23 protein-coding genes are annotated in these 23,748 nt (G+C 53.6%); 19 read left to right on the top strand and 4 right to left on the bottom strand.

All coding sequences use genetic code 11. From position 1 onward, the window contains the following. Window positions 1–5 precede the first annotated feature (5 nt). Entirely contained in the window at window positions 6–962 is a 957-nt protein-coding gene (gene hemC / locus FIV45_RS18150) for a hydroxymethylbilane synthase (RefSeq protein WP_204602287.1), read from the bottom strand. Window positions 963–1,100: 138 nt separating this feature from the next. Here hemC and tsaD point away from each other — a divergent pair, with 138 nt between their 5' ends. The 8 genes from tsaD (at window position 1,101) to FIV45_RS18190 (ending at window position 6,861) form a co-directional block, all read left to right on the top strand. Further along, window positions 1,101–2,216: a tRNA (adenosine(37)-N6)-threonylcarbamoyltransferase complex transferase subunit TsaD gene (gene tsaD / locus FIV45_RS18155; RefSeq protein WP_204602285.1), complete on the top strand. Its 1,116-nt coding sequence runs from the start codon at window positions 1,101–1,103 to the stop codon at window positions 2,214–2,216. 32 nt (window positions 2,217–2,248) lie between these two features. After that, window positions 2,249–3,247 (top strand): NAD(P)H-dependent glycerol-3-phosphate dehydrogenase, encoded by a 999-nt coding sequence (locus FIV45_RS18160; RefSeq protein WP_099474128.1) that lies wholly within the window; start codon window positions 2,249–2,251, stop codon window positions 3,245–3,247. 57 nt (window positions 3,248–3,304) lie between these two features. Beyond that, complete coding sequence (locus FIV45_RS18165) at window positions 3,305–3,607, top strand: YciI family protein (RefSeq protein WP_099474126.1); 303 nt, start codon at window positions 3,305–3,307, stop codon at window positions 3,605–3,607. 6 nt (window positions 3,608–3,613) lie between these two features. Continuing rightward, the gene (locus FIV45_RS18170) at window positions 3,614–3,976 is read left to right on the top strand and encodes a Rieske (2Fe-2S) protein (protein WP_099474124.1); all 363 of its coding nucleotides are present in this window, start codon (window positions 3,614–3,616) and stop codon (window positions 3,974–3,976) included. 16 nt (window positions 3,977–3,992) lie between these two features. Beyond that, complete coding sequence (locus tag FIV45_RS18175) at window positions 3,993–4,559, top strand: GNAT family N-acetyltransferase (protein WP_099474122.1); 567 nt, start codon at window positions 3,993–3,995, stop codon at window positions 4,557–4,559. 78 nt (window positions 4,560–4,637) lie between these two features. Further along, window positions 4,638–5,309: a glutathione S-transferase family protein gene (locus FIV45_RS18180; RefSeq protein ID WP_099474120.1), complete on the top strand. Its 672-nt coding sequence runs from the start codon at window positions 4,638–4,640 to the stop codon at window positions 5,307–5,309. A gap of 13 nt (window positions 5,310–5,322) precedes the next feature. Then, window positions 5,323–5,970: an alpha/beta family hydrolase gene (locus FIV45_RS18185; RefSeq protein ID WP_099474118.1), complete on the top strand. Its 648-nt coding sequence runs from the start codon at window positions 5,323–5,325 to the stop codon at window positions 5,968–5,970. A gap of 81 nt (window positions 5,971–6,051) precedes the next feature. Continuing rightward, complete coding sequence (locus FIV45_RS18190; RefSeq protein WP_099474116.1) at window positions 6,052–6,861, top strand: PhzF family phenazine biosynthesis protein; 810 nt, start codon at window positions 6,052–6,054, stop codon at window positions 6,859–6,861. 16 nt (window positions 6,862–6,877) lie between these two features. Here the strand turns inward: FIV45_RS18190 and FIV45_RS18195 are convergent, their stop codons facing one another. From FIV45_RS18195 to FIV45_RS18205, 3 genes are all read right to left on the bottom strand, one after another. Further along, a complete protein-coding gene (locus FIV45_RS18195; protein ID WP_099474114.1) occupies window positions 6,878–9,643 on the bottom strand; it encodes an ATP-dependent DNA helicase in 2,766 nt (921 codons plus the stop codon). 157 nt (window positions 9,644–9,800) lie between these two features. Then, complete coding sequence (locus FIV45_RS18200; RefSeq protein ID WP_099474112.1) at window positions 9,801–10,439, bottom strand: FMN-dependent NADH-azoreductase; 639 nt, start codon at window positions 10,437–10,439, stop codon at window positions 9,801–9,803. A gap of 112 nt (window positions 10,440–10,551) precedes the next feature. Then, on the bottom strand, window positions 10,552–11,457 hold the full coding sequence (locus FIV45_RS18205; RefSeq protein WP_099474110.1) for a LysR family transcriptional regulator: 906 nt from the start codon (window positions 11,455–11,457) through the stop codon (window positions 10,552–10,554). A 161-nt stretch (window positions 11,458–11,618) separates the two neighbouring features. Between FIV45_RS18205 and FIV45_RS18210 the strand changes: the two genes are divergently transcribed. The 11 genes from FIV45_RS18210 (at window position 11,619) to rpsO (ending at window position 23,694) form a co-directional block, all read left to right on the top strand. Continuing rightward, window positions 11,619–13,205, top strand: coding sequence for a lysine--tRNA ligase (locus tag FIV45_RS18210; protein ID WP_099474108.1), 1,587 nt, complete (start codon window positions 11,619–11,621; stop codon window positions 13,203–13,205). A 268-nt stretch (window positions 13,206–13,473) separates the two neighbouring features. After that, window positions 13,474–14,118 carry a sugar transferase gene (locus FIV45_RS18215; protein WP_099474106.1) on the top strand — a complete coding sequence of 215 codons (645 nt, stop codon included), beginning with the start codon at window positions 13,474–13,476 and terminating at the stop codon, window positions 14,116–14,118. Between the two features lie 164 nt (window positions 14,119–14,282). Further along, on the top strand, window positions 14,283–15,446 hold the full coding sequence (metK, locus tag FIV45_RS18220; protein WP_099474104.1) for a methionine adenosyltransferase: 1,164 nt from the start codon (window positions 14,283–14,285) through the stop codon (window positions 15,444–15,446). 74 nt (window positions 15,447–15,520) lie between these two features. Then, window positions 15,521–16,243, top strand: coding sequence for a tRNA (guanosine(46)-N7)-methyltransferase TrmB (trmB, locus tag FIV45_RS18225; RefSeq protein WP_099474309.1), 723 nt, complete (start codon window positions 15,521–15,523; stop codon window positions 16,241–16,243). Between the two features lie 155 nt (window positions 16,244–16,398). After that, window positions 16,399–16,893, top strand: coding sequence for a ribosome maturation factor RimP (rimP, locus tag FIV45_RS18230; protein WP_204602283.1), 495 nt, complete (start codon window positions 16,399–16,401; stop codon window positions 16,891–16,893). A gap of 60 nt (window positions 16,894–16,953) precedes the next feature. Continuing rightward, window positions 16,954–18,540 carry a transcription termination factor NusA gene (gene nusA / locus FIV45_RS18235; protein ID WP_099474100.1) on the top strand — a complete coding sequence of 529 codons (1,587 nt, stop codon included), beginning with the start codon at window positions 16,954–16,956 and terminating at the stop codon, window positions 18,538–18,540. Window positions 18,541–18,561: 21 nt separating this feature from the next. Then, window positions 18,562–19,311, top strand: coding sequence for a DUF448 domain-containing protein (locus FIV45_RS18240; RefSeq protein WP_099474097.1), 750 nt, complete (start codon window positions 18,562–18,564; stop codon window positions 19,309–19,311). A 50-nt stretch (window positions 19,312–19,361) separates the two neighbouring features. Next, entirely contained in the window at window positions 19,362–21,965 is a 2,604-nt protein-coding gene (infB, locus tag FIV45_RS18245; protein ID WP_099474095.1) for a translation initiation factor IF-2, read from the top strand. Between the two features lie 102 nt (window positions 21,966–22,067). Next, window positions 22,068–22,490 (top strand): 30S ribosome-binding factor RbfA, encoded by a 423-nt coding sequence (gene rbfA, locus FIV45_RS18250; protein WP_099474093.1) that lies wholly within the window; start codon window positions 22,068–22,070, stop codon window positions 22,488–22,490. A gap of 2 nt (window positions 22,491–22,492) precedes the next feature. Then, a complete protein-coding gene (gene truB, locus FIV45_RS18255; protein WP_099474091.1) occupies window positions 22,493–23,401 on the top strand; it encodes a tRNA pseudouridine(55) synthase TruB in 909 nt (302 codons plus the stop codon). Window positions 23,402–23,424: 23 nt separating this feature from the next. Beyond that, window positions 23,425–23,694 (top strand): 30S ribosomal protein S15, encoded by a 270-nt coding sequence (gene rpsO / locus FIV45_RS18260; RefSeq protein ID WP_099474090.1) that lies wholly within the window; start codon window positions 23,425–23,427, stop codon window positions 23,692–23,694. Window positions 23,695–23,748 lie beyond the last annotated feature (54 nt).

Consider the following 23,748-nt stretch of genomic DNA (forward strand, 5'->3'; position numbering starts at 1 on the left):
GTCCTTCAGACGCCGGCGGCCAGTTTGGCGAAAAACGCCGGCCCCGCTTGATCACGCAGGATTTGGCCAAGACGATGGCCGAGAGCCTCCGGATCCTGAGTCGGTCCCTGCAGGGTGTTGCTATAGCTTTCCTTGCCGTCCGGGAGAGCAACCTGACCCCGCAGGGTGATCTGGTCCCCGGTCAGGGTCGCATAGCCGGCAATGGGGGTGCGGCAGGAGCCGTCAAGAATTTTCAGCATGGCGCGTTCGGCGCGAACGCAAAGTTCGGTGTTCCGATGATTTAAAGGCGCCAGCATTTCGCGGGCGGTCTGATTATGGCTGGCGATTTCGATGCTGATGGCCCCTTGGGCAACAGCGGGCAGGAAATTGTCCACCGGGATCGGATGCACACGCGGGTCATCCAGCCCCAGTCGGTTGAGGCCGGCGACAGCGAGATAGGTGGCATCGACAACCCCCTCTTCCAGTTTTCGCAAGCGTGACTGGACATTGCCACGAAAGGTCACGACGCTGACATCGGGGCGAAGCGCCAGAGTCTGGGCCTGGCGCCGCAGCGAGGCGCTGCCGATGACGGCGCCTTTGGGCAATTCTTTTAGGGTGGCGGCCTTGGCGGAAATAAACGCGTCGCGAACGTCTTCCCGTTCCAGGTAACATACCAGTTCCAGGCCGTCCGGCAAAACCGTCGCCATGTCTTTCAGGGAGTGCACCGCGATGTCAATATCGCCGGACAACAGGCTTGCTTCAATTTCTTCCGTAAACAAGCCCTTGCCGCCAATTTCTGACAGGGGCCGGTCCAGCACCCGGTCTCCACGGGTCGACATCACGACAATTTCAATGTTGTTTTCCGACAGATGATCGTGGGCAGCGATGAGGCGGGCTTTGACTTCCTCGGCCTGGGCCAGAGCCAGAAGACTGCCGCGGGTACCGATCCGAACTGTAATTTCACTTTTTTTGCTGTCTTGCACGACGAAGAACCTTATATAATAGTATTGCGGGGTGCATTCTGCTGTAAGATGCCCCTGTAATTTTTTGAAGCAGATTTTTGAACTCGTGTTTTAAATCAAAATCCTTGTAGAATATATTTGAAGGTAAAGCCATATATAATGACGATTTCTGAGGGAAAACCACTGGAAAAAGAGAGTCAGATACGGGTTCTTGGCCTGGAAAGCAGCTGTGATGAAACCGCAGCTGCAGTGGTGGACGGTGCGGGTTGTATTCTGTCCAATGTGGTCTTGTCCCAGATTGAAGAACATAAACCGTATGGCGGGGTGGTGCCGGAAATCGCTGCCCGGGCGCATATTGATCATATGGACCGGTTGATAGAACAGGCGATGACCGAGGCGGGGTGTGAGCTGGGCGATCTTTCGGCGGTGGCGGCGACCTCTGGTCCCGGCCTGATTGGCGGCGTGATGATTGGTATGATGACCGGCAAGGCAATCGCCGCGGCAAAACAGATTCCTTTTCTGGGTGTTAATCACCTGGAAGGTCATGCCCTTACGGTGCGCATGACGGATCAGGTACCGTTCCCTTATATGTTGTTGCTGGTATCCGGCGGGCATTGTCAGATTCTGGTGGTGCGGGGAGTGGGCAATTACCAACGCCTTGGCACGACGATTGACGATGCGGCGGGAGAGGCCTTTGACAAGACAGCCAAAATTCTCGGTCTTGGATATCCCGGTGGCCCGGCGGTAGAGGCGGCGGCGCAACAGGGCGATGAAAGCCGGTTTAAGTTGCCCCGGCCTTTGAAGGGTAAACCCGGCTGCGACTTTTCGTTTTCGGGATTGAAAACGGCGGTGCGGCGCGAAGTGGAAAAGTTGGGAGATACCATTACGCAGCAGGATATGTATGACCTTGCGGCGAGTTTTCAGCGGGCCCTGTGTGATTCCATTCTTGATCGTATGCGGCACGCGGTGGAAATCTATCAGAAGCAGGAAGGTCTTGCACAAGCCGATGGGGGTCCCCATGTTTTGGTGGTGGCCGGCGGCGTCGCAGCCAACAGTTATCTGAAAAGTAATTTACAGCAGCTGTGTCTGGATAGTCATTTCATGTTGGTGGCACCGCCACCGGCACTCTGCACCGATAATGGCGCCATGATTGCCTGGGTCGGTGTGGAACGTTTTAAACTGGGTCAACGGGACGGCCTGGATCTTGCCGCCAGAGCACGCTGGCCGCTGGACCCGAATGCACCACCGGCCGCGGGGGCCGGGGTGAAAGCCTGAAAATAAGCATTAAGAAGACAAAAGAGAACTTTATGACCATATATCATAAAATCACGGTAATTGGCGGCGGGGCATGGGGCACGGCGTTGGCCAGCATGGCGACCCGCGCCGGCCGGGAAGTGACCTTGTGGGCGCGGGAAGATGACGTCGTGACGTCAATCAATGAAACTCATGAAAATAAAGACTTTCTTCCTGGAATAACCTTGCCGGAAGGCTTGAAGGCGACATCGAAACTGGCTGATGCAGAAGGCTCTGATGTGATCCTGATGGTGGTGCCGGCGCAGTTTGTCCGGGCCGTGGCTCAGGATCTTAAATCTTTCCTGAAAGAAAGCACCCCGATCATTCTCTGTGCCAAAGGCATTGAGCAATCCACGGGTAAGATGATGAATGAAGTGATGAGCGAGGTTCTGCCGAAAAGCCCGCTGGTGGTGCTGTCGGGGCCGACCTTTGCCCATGAGGTGGCCAAGGGTTTGCCTGCCGCCGTTACCATCGCGTCCCGGTATCAGCAGATCGCCCAAAATGTTGCTGATACGTTGGGTCAGACGACTTTTCGTCCTTATTTGTCCCGCGATGTTGTCGGGGCGGAAGTGGGCGGTGCGGTCAAGAATGTCTTGGCGGTGGCCTGCGGTATTGTGGCCGGGCTGGAGCTGGGCGAAAATGCCAGGGCGGCTCTGATCACCCGGGGCATGGCTGAAATGGTGCGGTTCGGAGAAGCCCGCGGGGCGAAGCGCGAGACCATGATGGGGCTTTGCGGTCTGGGAGATTTGATCTTAACCTGTTCTTCGACGCAATCACGCAACATGTCATTGGGAATGGCGCTGGGTCAGGGCAAATCGGTAGAACAAATCATGATGGGCCGAAAAAGCGTTGCGGAAGGCTACCATACGGCCAGTATATTGGCTGATATTGCCGAACAGGAATCCATTGATATGCCGATCGCGGCGGCCGTGCACAAGATACTGCATCAGGGCGGTGATGTTGCCAAGGTGGTTGAGGATCTGATGCGTCGACCCTATGTCAGTGAATTATAACTTGTAAGTCTCTTGAGGCCGTGAACCATGAACGGCGTGTATTATAGGAAAAACAACATGTATTTTATCATTCTGGCCGAAGATAAACCGGATCATCTGGCCGTGCGTATGGACATCCGCCCCTCTCATCTGGCTTATGCGGAATCTGAAGGGTGTGTGGTTCTTGCTGGTCCCTTGTTGACCGACGGGGCAGATCCGAAACCCCGGGGCAGCATGCTGATTATTGAGGCCAAAGATCGGGCGGCGGCGGAAGCCTTTGCTGCCGAGGACCCGTATGCCAAGGCGGGCCTGTTCGCGGCTGTTACCATAAAGCCGTGGATGCCGGCGTTGGGTGACTGGCTCCCGCTGAAGAAAGAGTAGCGGCGTATGAAGCTTAGTGAAGTAGCCGGTGGCCCGGCGGCAGGGGATATCCTTTGCCATCTTAACGATATTGAAGACGGTAAAGCGCGGGAGTTTGCTTTTCATGAAGGTGAGGAGCGGCGCGAAATTTTTATTCAACGTCAGGGCGACGAGATTTTTGCCTATGAAAACAGTTGTCCCCATGCTTATATTCCTTTGAACATGAAGGAAGGTGAATTTACCGAAAAATCGGGCAAATATTTCATGTGTCATAACCATGGCGCATTGTTTGATATTAAAAGCGGCCTGTGTTTGGCCGGGCCCTGTAACGGACAATCCCTGACGGCGGTCGAGGTTTATGTGAAAGACGGCGCTGTTATCGCGCTGTAAACAAGGAAAGGCGGGAATGACCATTACTGTGGAAACCGATCGTCTTGTGTTACGGCCTTTTCAAGAAACAGATCTGGCGTTTCTTGACCGACTGCATAGTGACCCGCTGGTGATGCAATATATTCTAGGCCGCCCGCGTACCCCGGATGAAAACCGTGTTTATCTTGAGACGTTGTTGCGGCTGGAGCGGGAGCGCGGCTTGGGACAAAGGCTTGTGATCCGCAAGGCGGACAATCAGCCGGTCGGGCGCTGCGGGTTCAGTCTTTTTTATGGCAGCGACGATAAAGGGATGATGTCTTATACCATCTCACCAGATGACCATGAGCCGGATTCCGCTGTCTCGGAGATCATTGAACTGGGGTACACTTTTCTCAGGGAAGAATGGGGCAAGGGCTATGCCAGTGAAGCGGCAATGTCCATGCGGGCCCATGGACATGCTGTTCAGAAAATTGCACAGATACATTCAATTATAATGCAGGAAAATACCGGTTCGGTTCGGGTGGCGGAGAAGATCGGGTCCCGACGGCTTGCCGCATGCAAATGCCTGGGGCGCCCGGGGTGGGATTATTTATCAGAGGGCTGACATCACCTTTTCGTGAAAGACTTGCCGGAACACGGCATGAGGCCAATATGGGGAAAGTAACACAGTAAAGGATTTTAGATGATTGATTTATACACCGCCGCAACCCCCAATGGCTTCAAGATTTCCATTATGCTGGAAGAGTTGGGCCTGGAGTATAAGGTTCACGCTATTGACCTGTCGAGTAACTGGCAAAAATCCCCGGACTTCACGAAAATAAATCCCAATGGCCGCATCCCGGCCATCGTTGATCGTGGGGCAGATGATTTGACCATCTTTGAATCGGGGGCGATCATGATTTATCTGGCGGAAAAGACCGGGAAACTGATGCCGCAGGATATCAGGGGGCGGATGGATGTTTTGCAGTGGGTGATGTTTCAGATGGGCGGTGTCGGGCCGATGCAGGGGCAGGCTCATGTATTCTACCGCTATTTTCCCGAGAAGATTCAACCCGCCATTGACCGCTACCAAAAAGAAACCAAGCGGCTTTATACGGTGCTCGATACGCAATTAAAGGGCCGCGATTATCTGGCCGGCGGCGAAAGTGGTGTTTATTCCATCGCGGATATCGCCAACTGGACCTGGGTAAGGTCCCATGACTGGGCCGGCGTGGAGATTGATGACCTGCCGGACCTGAGCGCCTGGGTCGCGCGGATAGCCGAACGTCCGGCCGCACAAAAGGGCATTCAGATTCCGCCGCCTCTGGACGGGGGCAAGACAGCGGAGGCAGGGCGGAAGATGATCGTTACTTGAGTGAGGACGCGAGATGACAGAGGACATTAAGCTGCCTTGTCTATGGAACGGGCCAGAGACGGCGTCTAAAATTCTGATTCTGGCGCATGGTGCGGGGGCGCCAATGGACAGCCCATTTATGGACTATTTTGCGACCCAGCTTGGGGATCGGGGCATTCGGGTGTTGCGGTTTGAATTCCCATATATGGCCGAACGCCGGACCACGGGTAAGAAACGCCCCCCGGACCGGCAGCCCAAACTTTTGACGTCATGGCGTCAGATGATTGACGACCTGGACGGCACTGAAGCGGACATTTATATCGGGGGAAAGTCCATGGGAGGCCGCATGGCGAGCCTGATTGCCGATGAATGCTTTCTGGCCGGGCGCATCAGGGGGCTGGTCTGTCTTGGCTACCCTTTTTATGCCCCGGGAAAGTCAGATCGGCCGCGCACAGAACATTTGCAAGATATTGCCTGCCCGACCCTGATTTTGCAGGGAGAGCGAGATGCCATGGGCAATCGTGATACCGTGGTGGACTATGACCTTTCGGACAATATCATTTTCCAGTGGGCGCCGGACGGCAACCATGATCTGAGTCCGCGCAAGCGTTCCGCCTATACCGAACACGGTAACTGGAATCAGGTCATTGAGAGGATTTTGACGTTCATGACTTCGTCATGAAATCTCCGTCTGTAAAGCTTGCCTTAGGGGAGGACGCTCCCTAAGATCAGGTGACCTTGTCTTTTTTAGAGTGAGAACCCCATGAACGAATATACGATTTTTCAGGTCGATGCTTTTACGACGCGTTTGTTTGGCGGCAACCCGGCGGCTGTTGTCCCTCTGGCCGACTGGTTGGATGAGGCGACTTTACAAAATATCGCCCAGGAGAACAATCTGTCCGAGACCGCCTTTTTTACCCGGTCTGATCAGGATGATGCCGATTTTCATTTGCGGTGGTTCACCCCGGGAGCTGAAATTGATCTGTGTGGTCATGCCACGTTGGCGACGGCCCATGTGTTATTTAACGAATTGGACTGGTATGAGGAAACTTTGCGGTTCAGTACGCAAGAAGCCGGTATTTTGACGGTATCGCGGGGTGAAGGCAGTCGACTGTCCCTTGATTTTCCGGCGCGGCCCGGGGCGGCGATAGAGACAAGTCATGAGCTTGTTGACGCCTTGGGCATACAGCCGCTTGCGGTGTATAAGGCTCGTGATCATATGGCATTGTTTGCGACAGAAGCTGATGTGTTGAAAGTTACGCCTGATATGGATAAGTTGTGCCGTATTAATCCGGATGGGGTGATCATTACGGCGCCGTCACAGGATCCTGAGGTCGATTTCGTCTCCCGGTTTTTCGCCCCCAACCACGGCGTTCCTGAAGATCCGGTAACCGGTTCGGCCCATTGTACTCTGGTGCCCTTCTGGGCCGACAAGTTAGGCAAGACAACCCTGGAGGCGCGACAAGTTTCCGCTCGCGGCGGTGAGTTGTCCTGCATATATGATGGCGATCAGGGGCGGGTATATATGTCGGGCCAGGCCGTCACCTACCTGAAAGGGGCGATATTTGTGTAGGGGCAAGAGTAACGGATCACGGGTCCTGTGGCGGAAGAGGTGTATTTTCGGCAAGAAAGTCCCGGGTCTTGCGGATGGCGTCGGCAAGCCCGATGCGTTCAATCACCACATCTTCGGGAAAGGCGCTCAGTAATCTGGTTGGTGTCGCCCCGTCGAGCATGATAAACACGCCCCGGTCGCTGGCGCGGCGGATCAGGCGGCCGTAGGCTTGTTTCAGACGCAGCCGGGTGATGAGATCATCATAGGTCTGTTTGCCGAATTTTGCCCGGCGCGCTTTATGCAGGATGGTGGGCCGGGGCCAGGGCACCTTGTCGAAGATGCACAGGCGTAGTGAATTTCCCGGTACGTCAACTCCGTCGCGCACCGCGTCGGTTCCCAGAAGACAACTGTTTTCCACCTCGCGAAAAATATCAATCAGGGTGGAGACATTGATCGGATCCACATGTTGGGCATAGAGCGGAATGTGATTCTGCTCCATAGGCTCAGAAAGCCGTTGATGGACGCCGCGCAGACGACTGATGGCGGTAAATATCCCCAGGGCGCCCCCGCCGGAGGCCAACATCAATTCCCGGTATGCGGCCGCCAGCTGATCAAGGCTGCGGCGGTTCATGTCATTAACGATGAAGATGCGGCTTTGTTCGGCATAATTGAAGGGAGACTTAAGACTTTGACGGCGCGGTGTGCTGATCAAGTGGGCAGCGCCGGTGCGGACTTCTGCCGCATGCCATTCTATATCGGGATTTTGACTGTCGCTGACCCGGTCGCGCAATGTGGCCGAGGTGATGACCACCCCGTGGGCCGGCTTGAGGACAGTTTCGACAAAGGGCTGGCTGGGGTCGACATAGTGCCGGTGCATGCCGGCATCAAGTTCCCTGCCCTGGGCCCGGTTAAGTTCGAACCAGTCGACGAAGCCTTCCTGTTTTTCCCCTTTCAGACTTTCCAGCATTGGCAGCCAGCCCTGGGCGATGATATCAGCACGGCGGGTCAGGGTGCGGGAGACAGAATCCAGTCGCGCCCGGGTGCTGCTGTCCAGGTCTGCGGCTTCATCATCCAGTTTTTTTAACAACGTCGCCGACAGTCTTTTCAAGGGGTGGACAAGATTATTCAATGCCGCGAAAAGCTCTGCGCCCGTGTCCAGCAGGCCGTCCACAAAATGATCCGCCGGGGTTTCCAGGCTGTGATACTGATCGCGGCCATCACTGCGGGCGAACGTTTGTTGACGGGTCAGGCTCAGGAATGCTTCTGCCGGGCCAAAGGGCGCGCCGTCAATCAGTCGGTTATGCCATCCGTCAGCGGGCAGGCAGCGGGCGGCACTGATAACCTGCTCCAACGCCTGACGGGCGTCGTCATCATCGCTGATCAGGTCTTCCAGTCGACCTTTCAGACCTTTGCCGCGCCGCCCGGATTCTTCGGCCCCGCGGATCCAGCGGCGCAGTTCCAACCCTTCCTGACCGGTCAGGTGGGCGGAAAAGGCGCTATCGGCGGCATCGAACAAATGATGGCCTTCGTCAAACACATACCGGCTTGGCAGATCGGGGTCGCCTTTACGGGTGGCGCTCTGGACCATGACCAACGCATGATTGGCGATCACCAGGTCGGCGTATTTGGCCTTGCGCTGCGCTCGTTCAATAAAGCATCGGCGATAGTGGGCGCAGGCGGAATAAACACATTCGCCGCGCCGGTCAGTAAGTTGAGCCAGACGACCTGAACCAAAATTTTCCCCCAGCCAGGCCGGAAAATCGCCGCCGATCATATCACCATCCCGGCTGTAACGGGCCCAACGACTGACCAGGCCGAGCAGGATGCGTCCTTGCGGCTGGGCGGCGCCGTGCGACAGTTCCTGCAGGTTCAGCAGGCAGAGATAATTCTCCCGGCCCTTGCGGATCACGACTTTTTCATTCTTGACCTTGGCGTCGGGATAAAGGCGGTTGAGTTCCTGATCCAGTTGCCGTTGCAAATTCTTGGTGTAGGTGGCGAGCCAGACAGTGCCATCATTCTTTTCCGCCCACAGACTGGCCGGGGCGATATAGCCGAGCGTCTTGCCAATGCCGGTACCGGCCTCGGCGAGCACCAGTTTCGGTTCGTCGGCATTTTCCGGCACGTCGAAAGCGGTGGCGGTCAGGGCGGCATATTCCTGTTGGCTTCGACGTTCCTCGGCATCCGGCCCAAGCAGATCATGCAGTCGGGCCAGACTTTCTTTTTCACTGACCGGATCAATGCCGGGCGGTGGGGGGGGCGCACGTTCCTCCCATTCGGGAAGATGGTCCCATACCGCGTAATTGCCCCGGGGAATATCTTTGTCCAGGGCACCGAGGATGAGAGGACCCCAGGCCCAGCCGGCTTCGGCCATTTGCCGGGCGGTTTCACCGATTCCCTGCCCATAGGCATAGTCCGAACTTTTCACCTCCTGAAACAGTTTCTGGGCCCCTTGCAAGAGCACCAGCGCATCCTCTTCCAGGCTATCGCCGCTGTGGGGCAGATCGAGCGCCCGGGCGACACCGAGTGCCAGAGGCAGGCAGAATTCGGCGGGCCGCACGAAGGCGAATAGTTCCAGTAGATCAAGGGCGCGAAACTGAACCTTGCCGAGCCGGCGGGTGGTCACGGGCAGATTACAAATCAAGAAGGCCTGTTCGCGGATCTGTTTGCGCAGCTCTGGCAGGTCATATTCAATAACTTCGCCGTCTGGCGTCAAAATCAGACCATAAGTAGGCCCAACAACCAAAGCAGGCAGGCGGGACAAGGCTTCAAATGGATCAGGAAATTGCAGGAGGCTTTCGCTCATTCAGCTGTCAAACGGTCTTGTGAGTAATGGGACTTTGACTATAGCCGGGAAACGGAGTCACGCAAAGCAACAATCGCGGTATCCTTGCCACAAAAAAACCCGCAGGGCGACTGCGGGTTTTTCGGCATGTGCCGAAGCGCGGAGTCAGACAGTGCTTTCAGGCAGTGATCTGATGTTTTTTACCGTGGTGTTCGATAGAACTGCGGGCGGCACTGATTTTTTCCTCTGCGTCGGCCATCAGGGCGTCGGCGGCAATAATCGTTACATCTGTAATGCCCATGAAGGCCAGAATATGCTTAAGATAAGGGGTGGCGAAGTCCAGTTCGCCGCCAATTGCTGTTCCTCCGGACGCTGCTATGAGATAGGCTTTCTTGTCGGTCAACAGACCTTTGGGGCCTTCTTCTGTATAGTGAAATGTTTTTCTGACCCGGGCCACCTGGTCAATCCAGGCCTTCAGGCTGGCGGGGATGCTGAAATTATATAGCGGCACGGCCATGATGATGATGTCGCTCTCAATCAATTCTTCAATCAGTTGGTCGGAAAGGGTCAGGGTTTCTTTCTGGTCTGCGCGATGATCTTCTGCGGGGGTGAAATTGGCGGTGACCCATGCTTCATCAATAAAGGGCAGTCCTTCGGCCACATCCCGGGATGTGATCGTGGTGCCGGGAGTATTTGCCGTGATCTGTTCCACCAGATACTGGCTTAACTTGCGGGTTTGGGACCCGTCATACAGGCTGCTGGCGTTGATATGGAGAATATGTGGCGCTTTTTGAGGCGCGGTCCGGCGTATGGTCATAAGATATCCTTTCATTAAAATTAAGAGTGTTGGATAACGTATAACTGTTGGTTTTTTGGTTATGAATAGGCTAATTTTGCAATATACCGTTGTTAAAATTGCAACAATAGCTTTACATGATTTTAAGGAATTCTGGTTGGCTGAAGCGGTCCGCCAGGATATCAATCAGCAGACGTACCCGACCAGTGACGTGACGAGAGGCGGGATATACAGCATATAGGCCCAGCGGATCAGATCTGTATTCGCATAATACCGGCTTCAATGTCCCCGCCTTGATATGGTGGTGAACATAAAAATACGGAATGGAAATCAGCGCCTGACCTGCAAGGCAGGCGGCAACTTGCATATCGCCGCTGTTGGTCTTCAGGTTGCCATTAACGCGCACCATTTGAGGATTGGTGTCCGGCCCCAGCCGCCAGCTGTGGGCTTCCATCGCATTGGTATAGATGGCACAATTATGGTTCTTTAGGTCTTGCGGCGTCTTTGGTTCACCGAATTCTTGCAGATACGCCGGACTGGCAACCATCACCAGACGGATCGAGGCGAGCTTTCGGGCGATCAGGCTCGAGTCTTTCAGGCGACCAATACGCAGGCCCAGGTCGTATCCTTCTCCCGCCAAATCCACTGACCGGTCTGAAAATGAAGCATCCAGGGTAATCTTGGGGTTGTCTTTCATGATTTGCAGCAGGGTCGGTTGAATGAAGGTGCGGCCAAAGGATTTCGGTGCTGATATCCGGATTGGCCCTGCCAGCCCTTGCCGTTCGGCGCGCATGCTGTCCTTGACATCTTCCAGGTCGGCGACAATGCGCTGGGCTTCCTCGTAGAAGGTAACGCCGGCAGGGGTCGGGATGACGCCGCGGGTGTTGCGGGTCAACAACCGTACATCCAGCTCCGCCTCCAGCGCCGTCAGGCGTCTGCTGGCGACGGATTTGGTGATGGCCTGACGGTTGGCAGCCTGGGTAAAGCTGCCGGTTTCATAAATGGCGAGAAAGGTCCGGATGGTGTCGAGCTCGTTCATGGCGGCTTCTTTGGAGGTTGAAAACGGGTGTTTTGGAGAAAATCATTCTACATTTTGATTATATTGACCTTATAGGCAATAGCAACAGTTGACGAAGGCAGGACATCTATTTATTAGTCCAACTGAATTGTATCTTTGAACTTTTACGAAAGCAGTAAAAAATGTCATCATCACCGGAAATCATCCAGCAGGCGCTGGACAGCAAAGCCTGGCCTTTTCAAGAAGCAGAGACTCTTCTGAAACGTCTGGAGAAGGCCGGTAATAAAAAGGGCTATGTGCTGTTTGAAACGGGATATGGTCCAAGTGGTCTTCCCCATATAGGTACCTTTGGTGAAGTGGCGCGTACGACAATGGTGCGCCAGGCGTTTGAGTTTATCAGTGATGTGCCGACAAAACTGATTGCTTTTTCCGATGATATGGATGGGTTCCGTAAAGTGCCGGGCAACCTGCCCAATCAGGAAATGCTGGCCAATTTTATCGGAATGCCTTTGACCAAAGTTCCGGATCCTTTCGGCACGCATGAAAGTTTCGCCCATCATAACAATGCTCGGTTGTGCAGTTTTCTCGATGGTTTTGGCTTTGATTATGAGTTCAAGAGCGCAACAGAAGCCTATACCAGCGGTGAAATGGATGCAACATTGCTTAAAATGCTCGCTTCTTTTGAGGCGATCATGAAGGTTATGCTGCCGACGCTTGGGGCGGAACGTCAGGCAACCTATAGTCCGTTCCTGCCGCTTTGTCCCCGGACGGGCCGGGTGTTGCAGGTGCCGTTGGTGAGCCGGGATGTTGATGCCGGCACGATCACATATCGTGATGAGGAAACCAGTCAACTTGTCGAGGTGCCGGTCACGGGTGGCCACTGTAAAATGCAGTGGAAAGCGGATTGGGCCATGCGGTGGGCCGGTCTTGGGGTGGATTACGAAATGGCGGGAAAGGATCTGATGGAGTCAGTAAAACTATCCAGTGCGATTTGTCGTATTCTTGGTGTATTACCCCCGGAAGGCTTTAGTTATGAGTTGTTCCTGGACGAAAATGGCGAAAAAATTTCAAAATCCAAAGGCAATGGCCTGACCATGGATGACTGGCTGAAATACGGCACGCCGGAAAGCTTGTCGCTTTATATGTTTCAGTCTCCCCGCAAGGCAAAGAAGCTTTATTTCGATATTATTCCCAAAACAGTGGACGAATATATCACCCATCTGGGTAAATATGCAGAACAGGAAGGTAAACAGAAATTTGCCAACCCGGTCTGGCATATTCACAATGGCACGCCTCCAGCTCAGAAGATTCCGGTGACTTTTGCGTTGTTGCTCAATCTGGTGAGTGCCAGTAATGCTGAAGATAAGGAAACCTTGTGGGGGTATATCAGCGGGTATGCCGAAGGGGCGACCCCGGAAGATCTGCCATTGCTGGACCAGTTGGTGGGATACGCGCTGGTATATTATGAAAATTTTGTCAAACCTACCAAGCAATATCGGGCCCCGACCGCTGAAGAAAAGCGGGCTTTGGAAAGTCTGGTGGAGGAGCTGGAAAGTCTGGAAGACAATTTGCCAGCGTCTGACTATCAGAATGTGGTATTTGCGGTGGGTAATGAGCAAGGTTATGAGAATCTGCGCGAATGGTTCGGGGCTTTGTACGAAATTTTGCTTGGCCAGAAGCAAGGCCCGAGAATGGGATCTTTCATTGCCTTGTACGGGCGGAAAAAAACCATTGATCTGATAATGGACACATTGCGGTCATATAAATAAATTATATTGCGCGGCGATGGGGAGCAAAAACCCATAGTCTATTAGGACTAATTGACTATTTTTGCTTGTCATGAATAATACAAAGTGCTACTTCACGGACGCACTTTGTATAAATGCGACCCAAAACCGCAATATTTAATGTTTTTTAAAGAGGATGCTAATTGGGGGGTCGTTCAGTAGAGTCTAATGTGATGAGTCAAGGTTTGGCTCATTAATGTTGCATTAACCTAAAAAGGTTATTACAGAACAAACGACAATGAGGAAGCACATGCGCGGCATAACATACAAGAACGTATGGAAGAGACTCCTGGATATTATGGGCTCTTTTTCTTTATTAGTAATATTATCTCCTTTGCTCTTGGCGGCGATGGCGCTGGTCCGACTGAAGTTGGGCAGCCCGATTTTCTTTACCCAGGAACGTCTGGGGTTAAATGGACAGTCCTTCAGAATCTGGAAATTCCGCAGTATGACAAATTGCGTCGATGAGGCGGGCGAGTTTTTGCCTGATGAATATCGTCTGACCCGGTTCGGCAAGCTGTTGCGCGACTGGAGCGTTGACGAACTTCCTCAGTTGTGGAATGTCCTGATCGGGGATATGAGCCTGATTGGACCCCGGCCGTTTATTGCGGAATATGGGTCACGCTATACCACTGAGCAGATGCGGCGTCATGAAGTACGTCCCGGCATCAGTGGTTGGGCTCAGGTCATGGGCCGCAATTCAATTGGCTGGAACCAGAAGTTCATTCTTGATGTTTGGTATGTGGATCATTGTAGCCTTATGACGGACATCAAAATTTTGTTACGCACGATCCCTATCGTACTCGGGCGTGCCGGCGTTACAGCTGAGAACCATGCAACCATGCCGAAATGGGTTGAGCATGAAGCCCCTCTGGAAGACCGCCCTGCAGAATAATTCAAATTTAAGGTCGCGAACTGTCGTATGAAAGAAAGCCTGTATCACGTAAGATGCAGGCTTTTATTTTGCCCGTAAAGCACGTTTATTAAATATAAAGCTTTCTTTATATATAGGATGTGTTATATCTTCCCTTCATATTAAGAACCTGATGGAGAAGCGCCATGTCCAGAGCAAATTATTTATTTACCAGTGAATCCGTATCAGAGGGCCACCCAGATAAGGTCGCGGACTGTATTTCGGATTCTATCGTCGATTTGTTTCTGGCCGCCGACCCGGAATCACGGGTTGCGGTAGAAACGCTGACCACGACAAATCGAGTTGTGCTGGCGGGTGAGGTGCGGGGACCGGCTTCGGTTGATGCCCATGCCATGGAAGCCGCGGCACGGCGGGTTGTCAAGAAAATCGGGTACGAACAGGATGGCTTTCATTGGGAGAATATGGCGGTTGATGTGCATGTGCATGAGCAATCCGCTGATATCGCAATGGGCGTTGATAGCGGTGCAGATAAAGATGAAGGGGCGGGTGACCAGGGAATCATGTTTGGTTTTGCCACCAATGAAACCGACGCCTACATGCCGGCCCCGATTTATTTTTCTCACAAGATTCTCGAATCTCTGGCCGATGTGCGCCATGGGGGACTTACGGAGCTCGGGCCGGATTCGAAAAGTCAGGTGACCTTGCGTTACGAGAATGGTGTGCCGGTTGCGGCAACATCGGTCGTGGTGTCTACTCAGCATAGCGCCGAGACATCCCAGGATCAGGTCAAGGAGATTGTCCGGGCGCATATTGAAAAAAATCTGCCGCAAGGCTGGATGTCTTCCGAGACAGAGCTTTATATCAACCCGACGGGCAATTTTGTCATTGGCGGACCGGATGGTGATGCGGGTCTTACGGGCCGCAAGATTATTGTCGATACCTATGGTGGCGCCGCCCCGCATGGCGGCGGTGCATTTTCTGGTAAAGATCCGACAAAAGTGGACCGCTCGGCCGCTTATGCCACGCGTTATCTGGCCAAGAATGTGGTTGCAGCCGGTCTTGCTGATCGCTGTACCATACAGTTGTCTTATGCTATTGGTGTGTCTCACCCCTTGTCTCTTTATGTGGACTTCCACGGTACTGGCAAGGTGGATCCGGCGGTGCTGGAGAAGTTGTTGTATGAAGTCATGGATCTGAGTCCGCGCGGCATTCGGGAGCATTTAAATCTGAACCGGCCGATTTATGAGCGCACGGCGGCTTATGGCCATTTTGGCCGTACACCGGATGCGGATGGCGGATTTTCCTGGGAGAAGCTTGATCTGGTGGATCGCCTGAAAAGCCAATTTTAGGGCAGAGGACGCAAATTTGCGTGCGGCATGCTTTTTAAATTGAAATGGGGCCCGTCGGGCCCTATATCATTTGTATGAAACATCTCGAAGATATTCAGGGCAGCCGGGTGTACGGTCGCCGGCAGGGCAAAGCCCTCTCCGAAGCGCGTCAGGCGCGGATGGACAAATGGATGCCGGAAATCGAAATCCGTTTGCCGGTTACAGAGGGGGAGGCGTCCGCGCCCCCCGTTCCTCCACAAGAATATTTTACCGAAAGCTTGCGCGATTACTGGCTCGAAATTGGTTTTGGCAAGGGGGAGCATCTGGCGGCCCAGGCTGCGGCGCACCCCGGGGTTGGCATGATCGGCAGCGAACCTTTTCTGAATGGCGTTTCCGGGCTGGTGGATCAGGTCGATCAACAAGGCTTGTCCAATGTAAGGGTCTTTATGGATGATGCGCGGCTGTTGATGGACAGCTTGCCGGACCAGTCTCTGGGTCGGGCGTTCATCCTGTTTCCTGACCCCTGGCCCAAAGCCCGTCATCACAAGCGACGTATTGTCAGTGCGGGCAATATTGCGGTGTTGGCGCGATTGTTGAAAGATGGGGCGGAATTACGCATCGGGACGGATCATATGGAATATTGCCGCTGGATTATGGCCCATATGCTGGATAATGAAGATTTTAACTGGTTGGCGGATAAGCCGCAGAATTGGCAGAGCCGACCAGAAGATTGGCCTGCAACACGCTATGAAACCAAGTCATTGGCGCAAGGCCGGAAGAGCAGTTATCTTCGCTTCGTTCGTCGGCCACGTTCCTGACAAATTCGCCCGATTGTACGGGATCATACAATTCACTTGAAGTTCTCGGGTTTTCGACTATATATATAGCAACCGAATCACTTGAAATGTTAAAGTGCGGGCAAGTGTTTCACTGGCCTGCATTTTTGTTTGGTGAGAGCTTTATTGGATTACATGTGTCGTCACAACTGAAAAAACTGCATGAAATTATCGACCCCGTCGCGGAAGAGATGGGGTATGAAATCGTTCGTATTGCCATGGTGAATTCCGCCACTGGGGGGGATGTAACCTTGCAAATCATGGCGGAACGTCCGGACGGTACGATGTTGATTGAAGACTGTGAAAAATTGAGTCGTGAAATCTCAGTGATCATGGATGTGGAAGATCCCATTGCCGGAGAATATGTGTTGGAGGTTAGTACGCCTGGTGTTGACCGTCCCCTGACCCGGCGCAAGGATTTTGAAAATTATACAGGTTATGAAGCCAAGATTGAACTGTCGGTTCCCGAAGACGGGCGTCGGCGTTATCGCGGCCTGCTGCAGGGTGTGACAGACGATCTGGTCCAGATCAAGGTTGACGGAGAAGTATACGCGGTGGATTTTGATAATATCCATCGGGCGAAATTGGTATTAACAGATGAGTTGCTCGCCGCGGCATCGCGCAAGCAGTAATGGGGCCCACAAGTCGGGCATAGAACAGATGCTCAGGTGAGCGTGAATGGAGTTCATGAAATGACAACGGCAGTTAGTGCGAACAGAATTGAATTATTGCAAATTGCTGATGCGGTTGCGCGGGAAAAAAGCATCGACAAGGAGCTGGTTCTGGAAGCTTTGGAAGAAGCCATTCAGAAAGCGGCCCGGTCCCGTTATGGTGCGGAAAATGAAATCAAGGCCCATATCGAGCGCAAAACCGGCGACATCAAACTCTATCGCGTTATGGAAGTTGTTGAAAACGTAGAAAATCATGCAACTGAACTGAGCGTCGCCGATGCGGTGAAGCTGAAAGAAGGCGCGGTGATTGGTGATGTTCTGGCCGATGAACTGCCTCCTATCGATTTTGGCCGGGTTGCGGCCCAGACGGCCAAGCAGGTTATCGTGCAGAAAGTGCGCGATGCGGAGCGTCAGCGCCAGTACGATGAATATGAAAAACGGGTTGGCGAGATCGTCAATGGCGTTGTCAAACGGGTTGAGTATGGCAATGTGATCGTTGATGTGGGTCAGGCGGAAGCCGTGATCCGCCGGGATCAGATGATCCCACGGGAGCATATGCGCAATGGCGATCGTATTCGGGCCTATATCTTTGAGGTCCGCCGGGAACAGCGTGGCCCGCAGATTTTTCTGTCCCGCTCTCATCCTGACTTTATGGCCAAGCTGTTTGCCCAGGAAGTACCGGAAATTTATGATGGCGTGATTGAAATCATGGGTGTTGCCCGTGATCCGGGCAGCCGGGCCAAGATCGCTGTGCGCAGTGCGGACGGCTCTATTGATCCAGTCGGGGCTTGTGTTGGTATGCGCGGTTCCCGGGTTCAGGCTGTGGTGAACGAACTGGCCGGTGAGAAAATTGACATCATTCAATGGTCTCCGGACCCCGCGACCTTTATCATCAGCGCACTGGCGCCGGCGGATGTGGCGAAAGTAGTGATGGATGAGGATCGTAAGCGTATCGACGTTGTCGTGCCGGAAGATCAGTTGAGCCTCGCCATTGGTCGTCGCGGACAGAATGTGCGTCTGGCGTCGCAATTGAGCGAATGGCAGGTCGACATCATGACTGAGGCTGCCGAATCTGAAAAACGTCAGGCCGAATATAAAGCCCGCACGGAAATTTTCGTTGATCAGCTGGACGTGGACGAAACGTTGGCCCTGTTGCTGGTGGCGGAAGGTTTCCGCAATATGGAAGAGGTTGCATATGTGGCGCCGGAAGAATTCGCCGGCATTGAAGGTTTCGACGAAGGTTTGGTGGAAGAATTGCAGAACCGGGCCCGTGAATCTCTCGAACGTCAGGCGGTTGAATCTGAAAAAGCCCGCCTTGAACTCGGGGTGTCTGACGAGATTGCGGCCATTGAAGGTATGACGCCGGCTATGATGGTGACTCTTGGCGAGGCAGGCGTTAAAACCCTGGACGATCTGGGTGATTTGTCTGCTGATGAGCTGATCAGTCGTGAAGACGGTATTTTGCGGGGTACTGGTCTGGATGAAGATCAGGCCAACGCTTTCATCATGGCGGCGCGGGCGCATTGGTTCGATGATGAAGAAGACGCATCTGAAGAAGCTGAGGAAGCTGAAGCAGCTGAAGTTGCGGAAGACGGTGACGCGAAATAGAGCGGATCGAAGGGCGGTAGCATGGTAAAAAACAGGCCATCCCCCCGAAAATCCGTGAACCCGGATGAACGGGGCCCAAAAAAACGTGCTCTAAAGAGCCGGGCCCCAAAGAGCCGGGAACGTAAATGTCTGATGACGGGCGAAAGCCACCCGGTGCAAAAACTGATCCGGTTTGTGCTTGACCCGGAAGGCAATGTGACCCCTGATGTGGCGGCGAAATTGCCGGGGCGCGGGGGATGGATCCTGGCGGATCGGGCGGTGCTCGAGAGTGCCATGAAGAAAAAGATTTTTGTCCGGTTTGGACATCGGGCGCTTAGCGCCTCCTCCCGCAAGGCTGCGGATGTGGAGACGTTGGACGACGAAGATGTAACGGACGACAAAAAAGACGTAAAACGAACAGTTCGGGTGGATGAAAATCTTCCGGACATAGTGGAACAGTTATTGCGGCAACGCTGTCTGAACTATCTGGGACTTGTCAATCGGGCAGGTCTTTTGATTACAGGCTTTGAAAAGGTACGGGCCAAATTACAGGCTGGAAAGTGCCGGGCGTTGATTACCGCGGATGATGCCGCAGACAACGGGCGCAGTAAATTATGCTCGGGTTTGGGGAATGTTCTTGATAAATTGCGAGTGATTGATATGTTCACCCGCGAAGAGTTGGGTCAGACATTAGGTCTGTCCAATGCTGTGCATGTGGCGTTATTGCCAGGCGGGATGACGGAAAGCTTTTTGGCTGAGTTTTCCAGATATGAGGATATTGCCATGCGGTGATATCCTGACATATGGATCCTTTTTAAGAGTGAGCTGAAGGCGAATATAGAATGAGCGACGATAAGGACAACAAGAAAACACTGACTGTTCCGGGCAAGGATAAAGATCCTGCGGCGGGCAGGAAAACGCTGCAGCTGAAGACCTCAGCTGCCGCCCCGACAACGCGGGCGCCCGGCGGTGTGGTCGTTCAGCGCAAGAAGAAGCTGGTGATCCCTGGTGAAAAACCGGCGACTCCGACAGCCTCTACCCCTGCTGCAAGTGCAGATGCACCACAAAAGAAAAAGACATTGACCGCAGGTGGCGCCAGCGCTACGGCGGGTCGCAAACCAGCGGCCAAGGGCGGTCGTCAATTGACCGATGCGGAACTTCAGAACCGGGCGCGGGTACTGGAAGTCGCGCAAAAGGAAAATGAGCGTCGTGCCAAGGAAGAAGCGGAAGCCGCGAAAAAGCGTGCTGTAGAAGCCGCAGCCCGCGCAGAAGCGGAAAAGGAAGAGGCCAAGAAGGCTGCCGTTGATGCGAAACAGGCTGCCAAGGATGATGCCAAATTCCAGGCCGATATTGAAGTAAAGAAAAAAGTCGAAGCCGAACTACACGCCCAGGCCGAGCAAGAAGAAAAAGCCAAACAGGTGGAAGCAAAACCTGTGGCGGATAAGGCTGCAGAGTCTAAAACGGGCCCCAAATCCGGCATGAAGGCTCCTCTTAAGCCGGCTGCGGAAGAGCCCCGTCCGGCGGCCAAGCCAAGCCGTGGTCGTGGTGAGCCGGTGCGTCGTAGTGGACGACTGACCGTAACCCAAGCCTTGTCCGGAGGTGGTGTTCAGGAACGTCAGCGCAGTTTTGCGGCGTTGAAACGTCAACGGGCGAAAGAAAAACGTAAAGGCGGTCAAGGTATACAGCAGAAGGTTTTCCGTGAAGTTATTATTCCGGACAACATTACAGTGGCCGAGCTGGCCAGCCGGATGACGGAAAAAACCGTTGATGTGATCCGCGCTTTGATGAAAATGGACGTGATGGCGACCGCCAATCAGGAAATTGATCAGGATACCGCGGAATTGATCGTTGAAGAATTTGGCCATAAGGTCAAACGTGTCAGCGCCTCCGATGTTGAAATTGATCTGTCCGGACCGGAAGATACCGAAGCTGATCTGGAGCCGCGCGCGCCTGTTGTGACCGTTATGGGTCATGTGGATCATGGTAAGACGTCCTTGCTTGATGCTTTCCGTAAATCGGATGTGGCGGATGGCGAGGCCGGGGGCATTACCCAGCATATTGGCGCCTATCAGGTGCGCATGGGCAACGGCGAGAAAATTACCTTCCTGGATACACCAGGTCATGCGGCCTTCTCGGCCATGCGGTCCCGTGGGGCTGAGTCAACCGATATCGTGATCCTGGTGGTTGCGGCGGATGACAGCATCATGCCACAAACCATCGAAGCCATCAGCCATGCCAAAGCGGCCGGTGTTCCGATCATCGTCGCGATCAACAAGATGGACAAACCGGGCGCCAATGCCGACAAGGTGCGTCAGGATCTGTTGCAGCATGAAGTGTTCGTGGAAACCATGGGCGGGGAAGTGTTGGATGTTGAGGTTTCTGCCAAGAACCGCACCAACCTGGACAAGCTTGAGGAAGCTATTCAGCTGCAGAGCGAAATTCTGTCTCTGCAGGCCAATAAAAACCGTAACGCCGAAGGTATTGTGGTGGAGGCCCGTCTGGATAAAGGGCAAGGTTCTGTCGCCACAGTGCTGGTGCAGCGCGGTACGTTGAATGTGGGTGATCTCTTCGTCTGTGGGAACGAATGGGGCCGGGTGCGTGCCATGCTTAATGACCACGGCCGCAACATCAAGAAGGCGGGTCCTTCTGTGCCGGTTGAAATCCTCGGTTTGAACGGTCTGCCGCGGTCGGGTGATGTGTTTACGGTTGTGGATACGGAAGCCAAGGCGCGGGAAGTGTCTGAATTCCGTAAAGAGCGTGACCGGATCGCCAAGGAAGCCAAACCGAAAGCAACGCTGGAAGCCATGTTTGAGCAGTTAAGCGCCAAACAGGCGGCACTCGTGCCGCTGGTAATCAAGGCCGATGTTCAGGGCTCCTGCGAAGCCATTGTCGGGGCGCTTGAGGCAATGAATACCGATGAGGTTCAGGCGAAAATTCTGCATTCTGCCGTCGGTGGCATTTCAGAATCCGATGTTACTCTGGCATCGGCTTCCAATTCGCCGATCCTGGGCTTTAATGTTCGGGCCAGTCGCAAGGCTGCGGAACTGGCCCATCAGGAAGGTGTCGAAATTCGCTACTATTCCGTGATTTATGACCTGGTTGATGATATCAAGACGGTCATGTCCGGCAAATTGGCGCCGGAATTGCGCGAGACCATTCTCGGGTCGGCGGAAATCCTTGATATCTTCTCTGCGGGTAAAACAGGTAAGGCTGCCGGGTGTCTGGTGCTTGACGGTGTCATTCGCAAGGGCGAAAAAGCCCGTCTGCTGCGCGATGATGTGGTGATCTATGAAGGTGACCTCGAGTCTCTGCGGCGCTTCAAGGATGATGTCAACGAAGTTCAGTCAGGCGTTGAATGCGGTATGAACTTTACCGGTTATAACGATCTGAAAAAGGGTGATATTATCGAATGTTACTCGGTTGAGGAAATCGAACGTAACCTGTAACAGGCCGATATGATGAATTAAGGCGGCTCCCTGTATCTCAGGCGGGCCGCTTTATGCTACACTCAGGCCTTTCAAGAACTCCAGTATAAGTTAGGATATCACATGTCCACATCACCCCAGGAAGAGCGCGGTACAAGCCATCGGCTGCTGCGGGTTGGCGAAAATATCCGCCACGCTCTGTCAGAAATTTTCGCCCGCGGCGAAATTCGCGATCCGGCGCTTGAAGGCGTTTCGATTACCGTGACCGAGGTCCGCTGCAGTCCGGACCTGCGCAATGCCACCATTTATGTCATGCCGCTTGGCGGAGTACATGAAGAAGATGTGGTTCAGGGGCTGAACCGGTGCAACAAATATATTCGGGGTCAATTGTCGCGTATGGTCAATATGAAATATCTTCCCAAACTGAAATTCAGCAGTGACAGCAGTTTTAGTGAAGCGGATCATATCGACCAGTTGCTGCACAGTCCCCATGTGGCGCAGGACCTGGTGGAAAAGCCGGATGCCGATGAACCCGAGGGCAATTGACCTTGGGGCGGAAGCGTAAAGGCAACAAGGTTGACGGCTGGCTGGTGATAGACAAGCCGCTCGGCATGACCTCGACCCAGGTGGTTGGCAAATGCCGCTGGGTTACCAAGGCTCAGAAAATTGGCCATGGCGGCACGCTGGACCCGTTGGCGTCCGGCATTCTGCCGATTGCATGTGGTGAAGCAACAAAGACCATTCCCTTCATTATGGATGCCCGCAAGATCTATGTCTTCACCGTGACGTTTGGTGAATCCCGCAGCACAGATGATGCGGAAGGTGAAATTGTTGCGACCTCTGATCATCGTCCGGGCGCGGCGGATATCACAGAAGTTCTGCCGGAATTTATCGGGTGCATTCAACAAATACCACCAGCCTATTCCGCGATCAAGATCGACGGAAAAAGGGCCTATGATCTGGCCCGGGCGGGCGAAGATTTTGAGATAAAATCCCGCAACGTGGATATATTTGATTTAAAAATGCTGTCATTAGACGGCGATCAGGCAACCCTTCAGGTAACCTGCGGCAAGGGCACCTATGTGCGTTCGCTGGCCCGTGATTTGGCTCTTCGGCTGAACACGGTGGGTTATGTCTCTTTTCTCCGGCGAACGGCTGTCGGGCCTTTTGATTTGGCCAAGTCGATTTCACTGGAAAAGTTAGAGGAATTGGGCCATAGTGCGCCGCCTGAGGATTGGATTCTCCCTGTAGTGACCGTGCTGGACGACATCTTGGCACTGGCCGTTACAGAAGAACAAGCGACGCTCCTGTCTCATGGACAGGCGCTGAGTGTCTCAGGCCCGATCGAATCGGGGATTGTCAGGGCTATGGCCGGCGAACGCCTTGTGGCGTTATGCGAAACGGACCAGAATCCAGATATGACAATTCTCAGGCCGGTGCGGGTTTTTAATTTTTAAACTTTAAATTTAAGGAGTATACGATGTCGATTACTGCTGAAAAGAAACAGGAACTGATCAAAGAATTCGCAACAGTCGAAGGTGATACAGGGTCTCCTGAGGTACAGGTCGCTATTCTGACAACCAGAATTGCTAATCTGACCGAACATTTCAAAGGTCATAAGAAAGATAACCATTCACGTCGTGGTCTGTTGATGCTTGTCAACAAACGCCGCAGCCTGTTGAGCTATCTGAAATCAAAAGATGATGCACGCTATCAGTCATTGATTAAGCGTCTCGGCCTGCGGAAATAATGCGGGCATATGCAGGACCATAGGGGTCTTGTACATAGGTTTTCGAAATACCCT

The sequence above is a fragment of the Paremcibacter congregatus genome (assembly GCF_006385135.1).
GTDB classification, from domain to species: Bacteria; Pseudomonadota; Alphaproteobacteria; order Sphingomonadales; family Emcibacteraceae; genus Paremcibacter; species Paremcibacter congregatus.

What these genes read in the sequence shown, in the direction of transcription:
- tsaD (WP_204602285.1), top strand. Translation starts at nt 1,101, where the DNA reads ATGACGATTTCTGAGGGAAAACCACTGGAAAAAGAGAGTCAGATACGG.
- FIV45_RS18160 (WP_099474128.1), top strand. Translation starts at nt 2,249, where the DNA reads ATGACCATATATCATAAAATCACGGTAATTGGCGGCGGGGCATGGGGC.
- FIV45_RS18165 (WP_099474126.1), top strand. Translation starts at nt 3,305, where the DNA reads ATGTATTTTATCATTCTGGCCGAAGATAAACCGGATCATCTGGCCGTG.
- FIV45_RS18170 (WP_099474124.1), top strand. Translation starts at nt 3,614, where the DNA reads ATGAAGCTTAGTGAAGTAGCCGGTGGCCCGGCGGCAGGGGATATCCTT.
- FIV45_RS18175 (WP_099474122.1), top strand. Translation starts at nt 3,993, where the DNA reads ATGACCATTACTGTGGAAACCGATCGTCTTGTGTTACGGCCTTTTCAA.
- FIV45_RS18180 (WP_099474120.1), top strand. Translation starts at nt 4,638, where the DNA reads ATGATTGATTTATACACCGCCGCAACCCCCAATGGCTTCAAGATTTCC.
- FIV45_RS18185 (WP_099474118.1), top strand. Translation starts at nt 5,323, where the DNA reads ATGACAGAGGACATTAAGCTGCCTTGTCTATGGAACGGGCCAGAGACG.
- FIV45_RS18190 (WP_099474116.1), top strand. Translation starts at nt 6,052, where the DNA reads ATGAACGAATATACGATTTTTCAGGTCGATGCTTTTACGACGCGTTTG.
- FIV45_RS18195 (WP_099474114.1), bottom strand. Translation starts at nt 9,643, where the DNA reads ATGAGCGAAAGCCTCCTGCAATTTCCTGATCCATTTGAAGCCTTGTCC.
- FIV45_RS18200 (WP_099474112.1), bottom strand. Translation starts at nt 10,439, where the DNA reads ATGACCATACGCCGGACCGCGCCTCAAAAAGCGCCACATATTCTCCAT.
- FIV45_RS18205 (WP_099474110.1), bottom strand. Translation starts at nt 11,457, where the DNA reads ATGAACGAGCTCGACACCATCCGGACCTTTCTCGCCATTTATGAAACC.
- FIV45_RS18210 (WP_099474108.1), top strand. Translation starts at nt 11,619, where the DNA reads ATGTCATCATCACCGGAAATCATCCAGCAGGCGCTGGACAGCAAAGCC.
- FIV45_RS18215 (WP_099474106.1), top strand. Translation starts at nt 13,474, where the DNA reads ATGCGCGGCATAACATACAAGAACGTATGGAAGAGACTCCTGGATATT.
- metK (WP_099474104.1), top strand. Translation starts at nt 14,283, where the DNA reads ATGTCCAGAGCAAATTATTTATTTACCAGTGAATCCGTATCAGAGGGC.
- trmB (WP_099474309.1), top strand. Translation starts at nt 15,521, where the DNA reads ATGAAACATCTCGAAGATATTCAGGGCAGCCGGGTGTACGGTCGCCGG.
- nusA (WP_099474100.1), top strand. Translation starts at nt 16,954, where the DNA reads ATGACAACGGCAGTTAGTGCGAACAGAATTGAATTATTGCAAATTGCT.
- FIV45_RS18240 (WP_099474097.1), top strand. Translation starts at nt 18,562, where the DNA reads ATGGTAAAAAACAGGCCATCCCCCCGAAAATCCGTGAACCCGGATGAA.
- infB (WP_099474095.1), top strand. Translation starts at nt 19,362, where the DNA reads ATGAGCGACGATAAGGACAACAAGAAAACACTGACTGTTCCGGGCAAG.
- rbfA (WP_099474093.1), top strand. Translation starts at nt 22,068, where the DNA reads ATGTCCACATCACCCCAGGAAGAGCGCGGTACAAGCCATCGGCTGCTG.
- rpsO (WP_099474090.1), top strand. Translation starts at nt 23,425, where the DNA reads ATGTCGATTACTGCTGAAAAGAAACAGGAACTGATCAAAGAATTCGCA.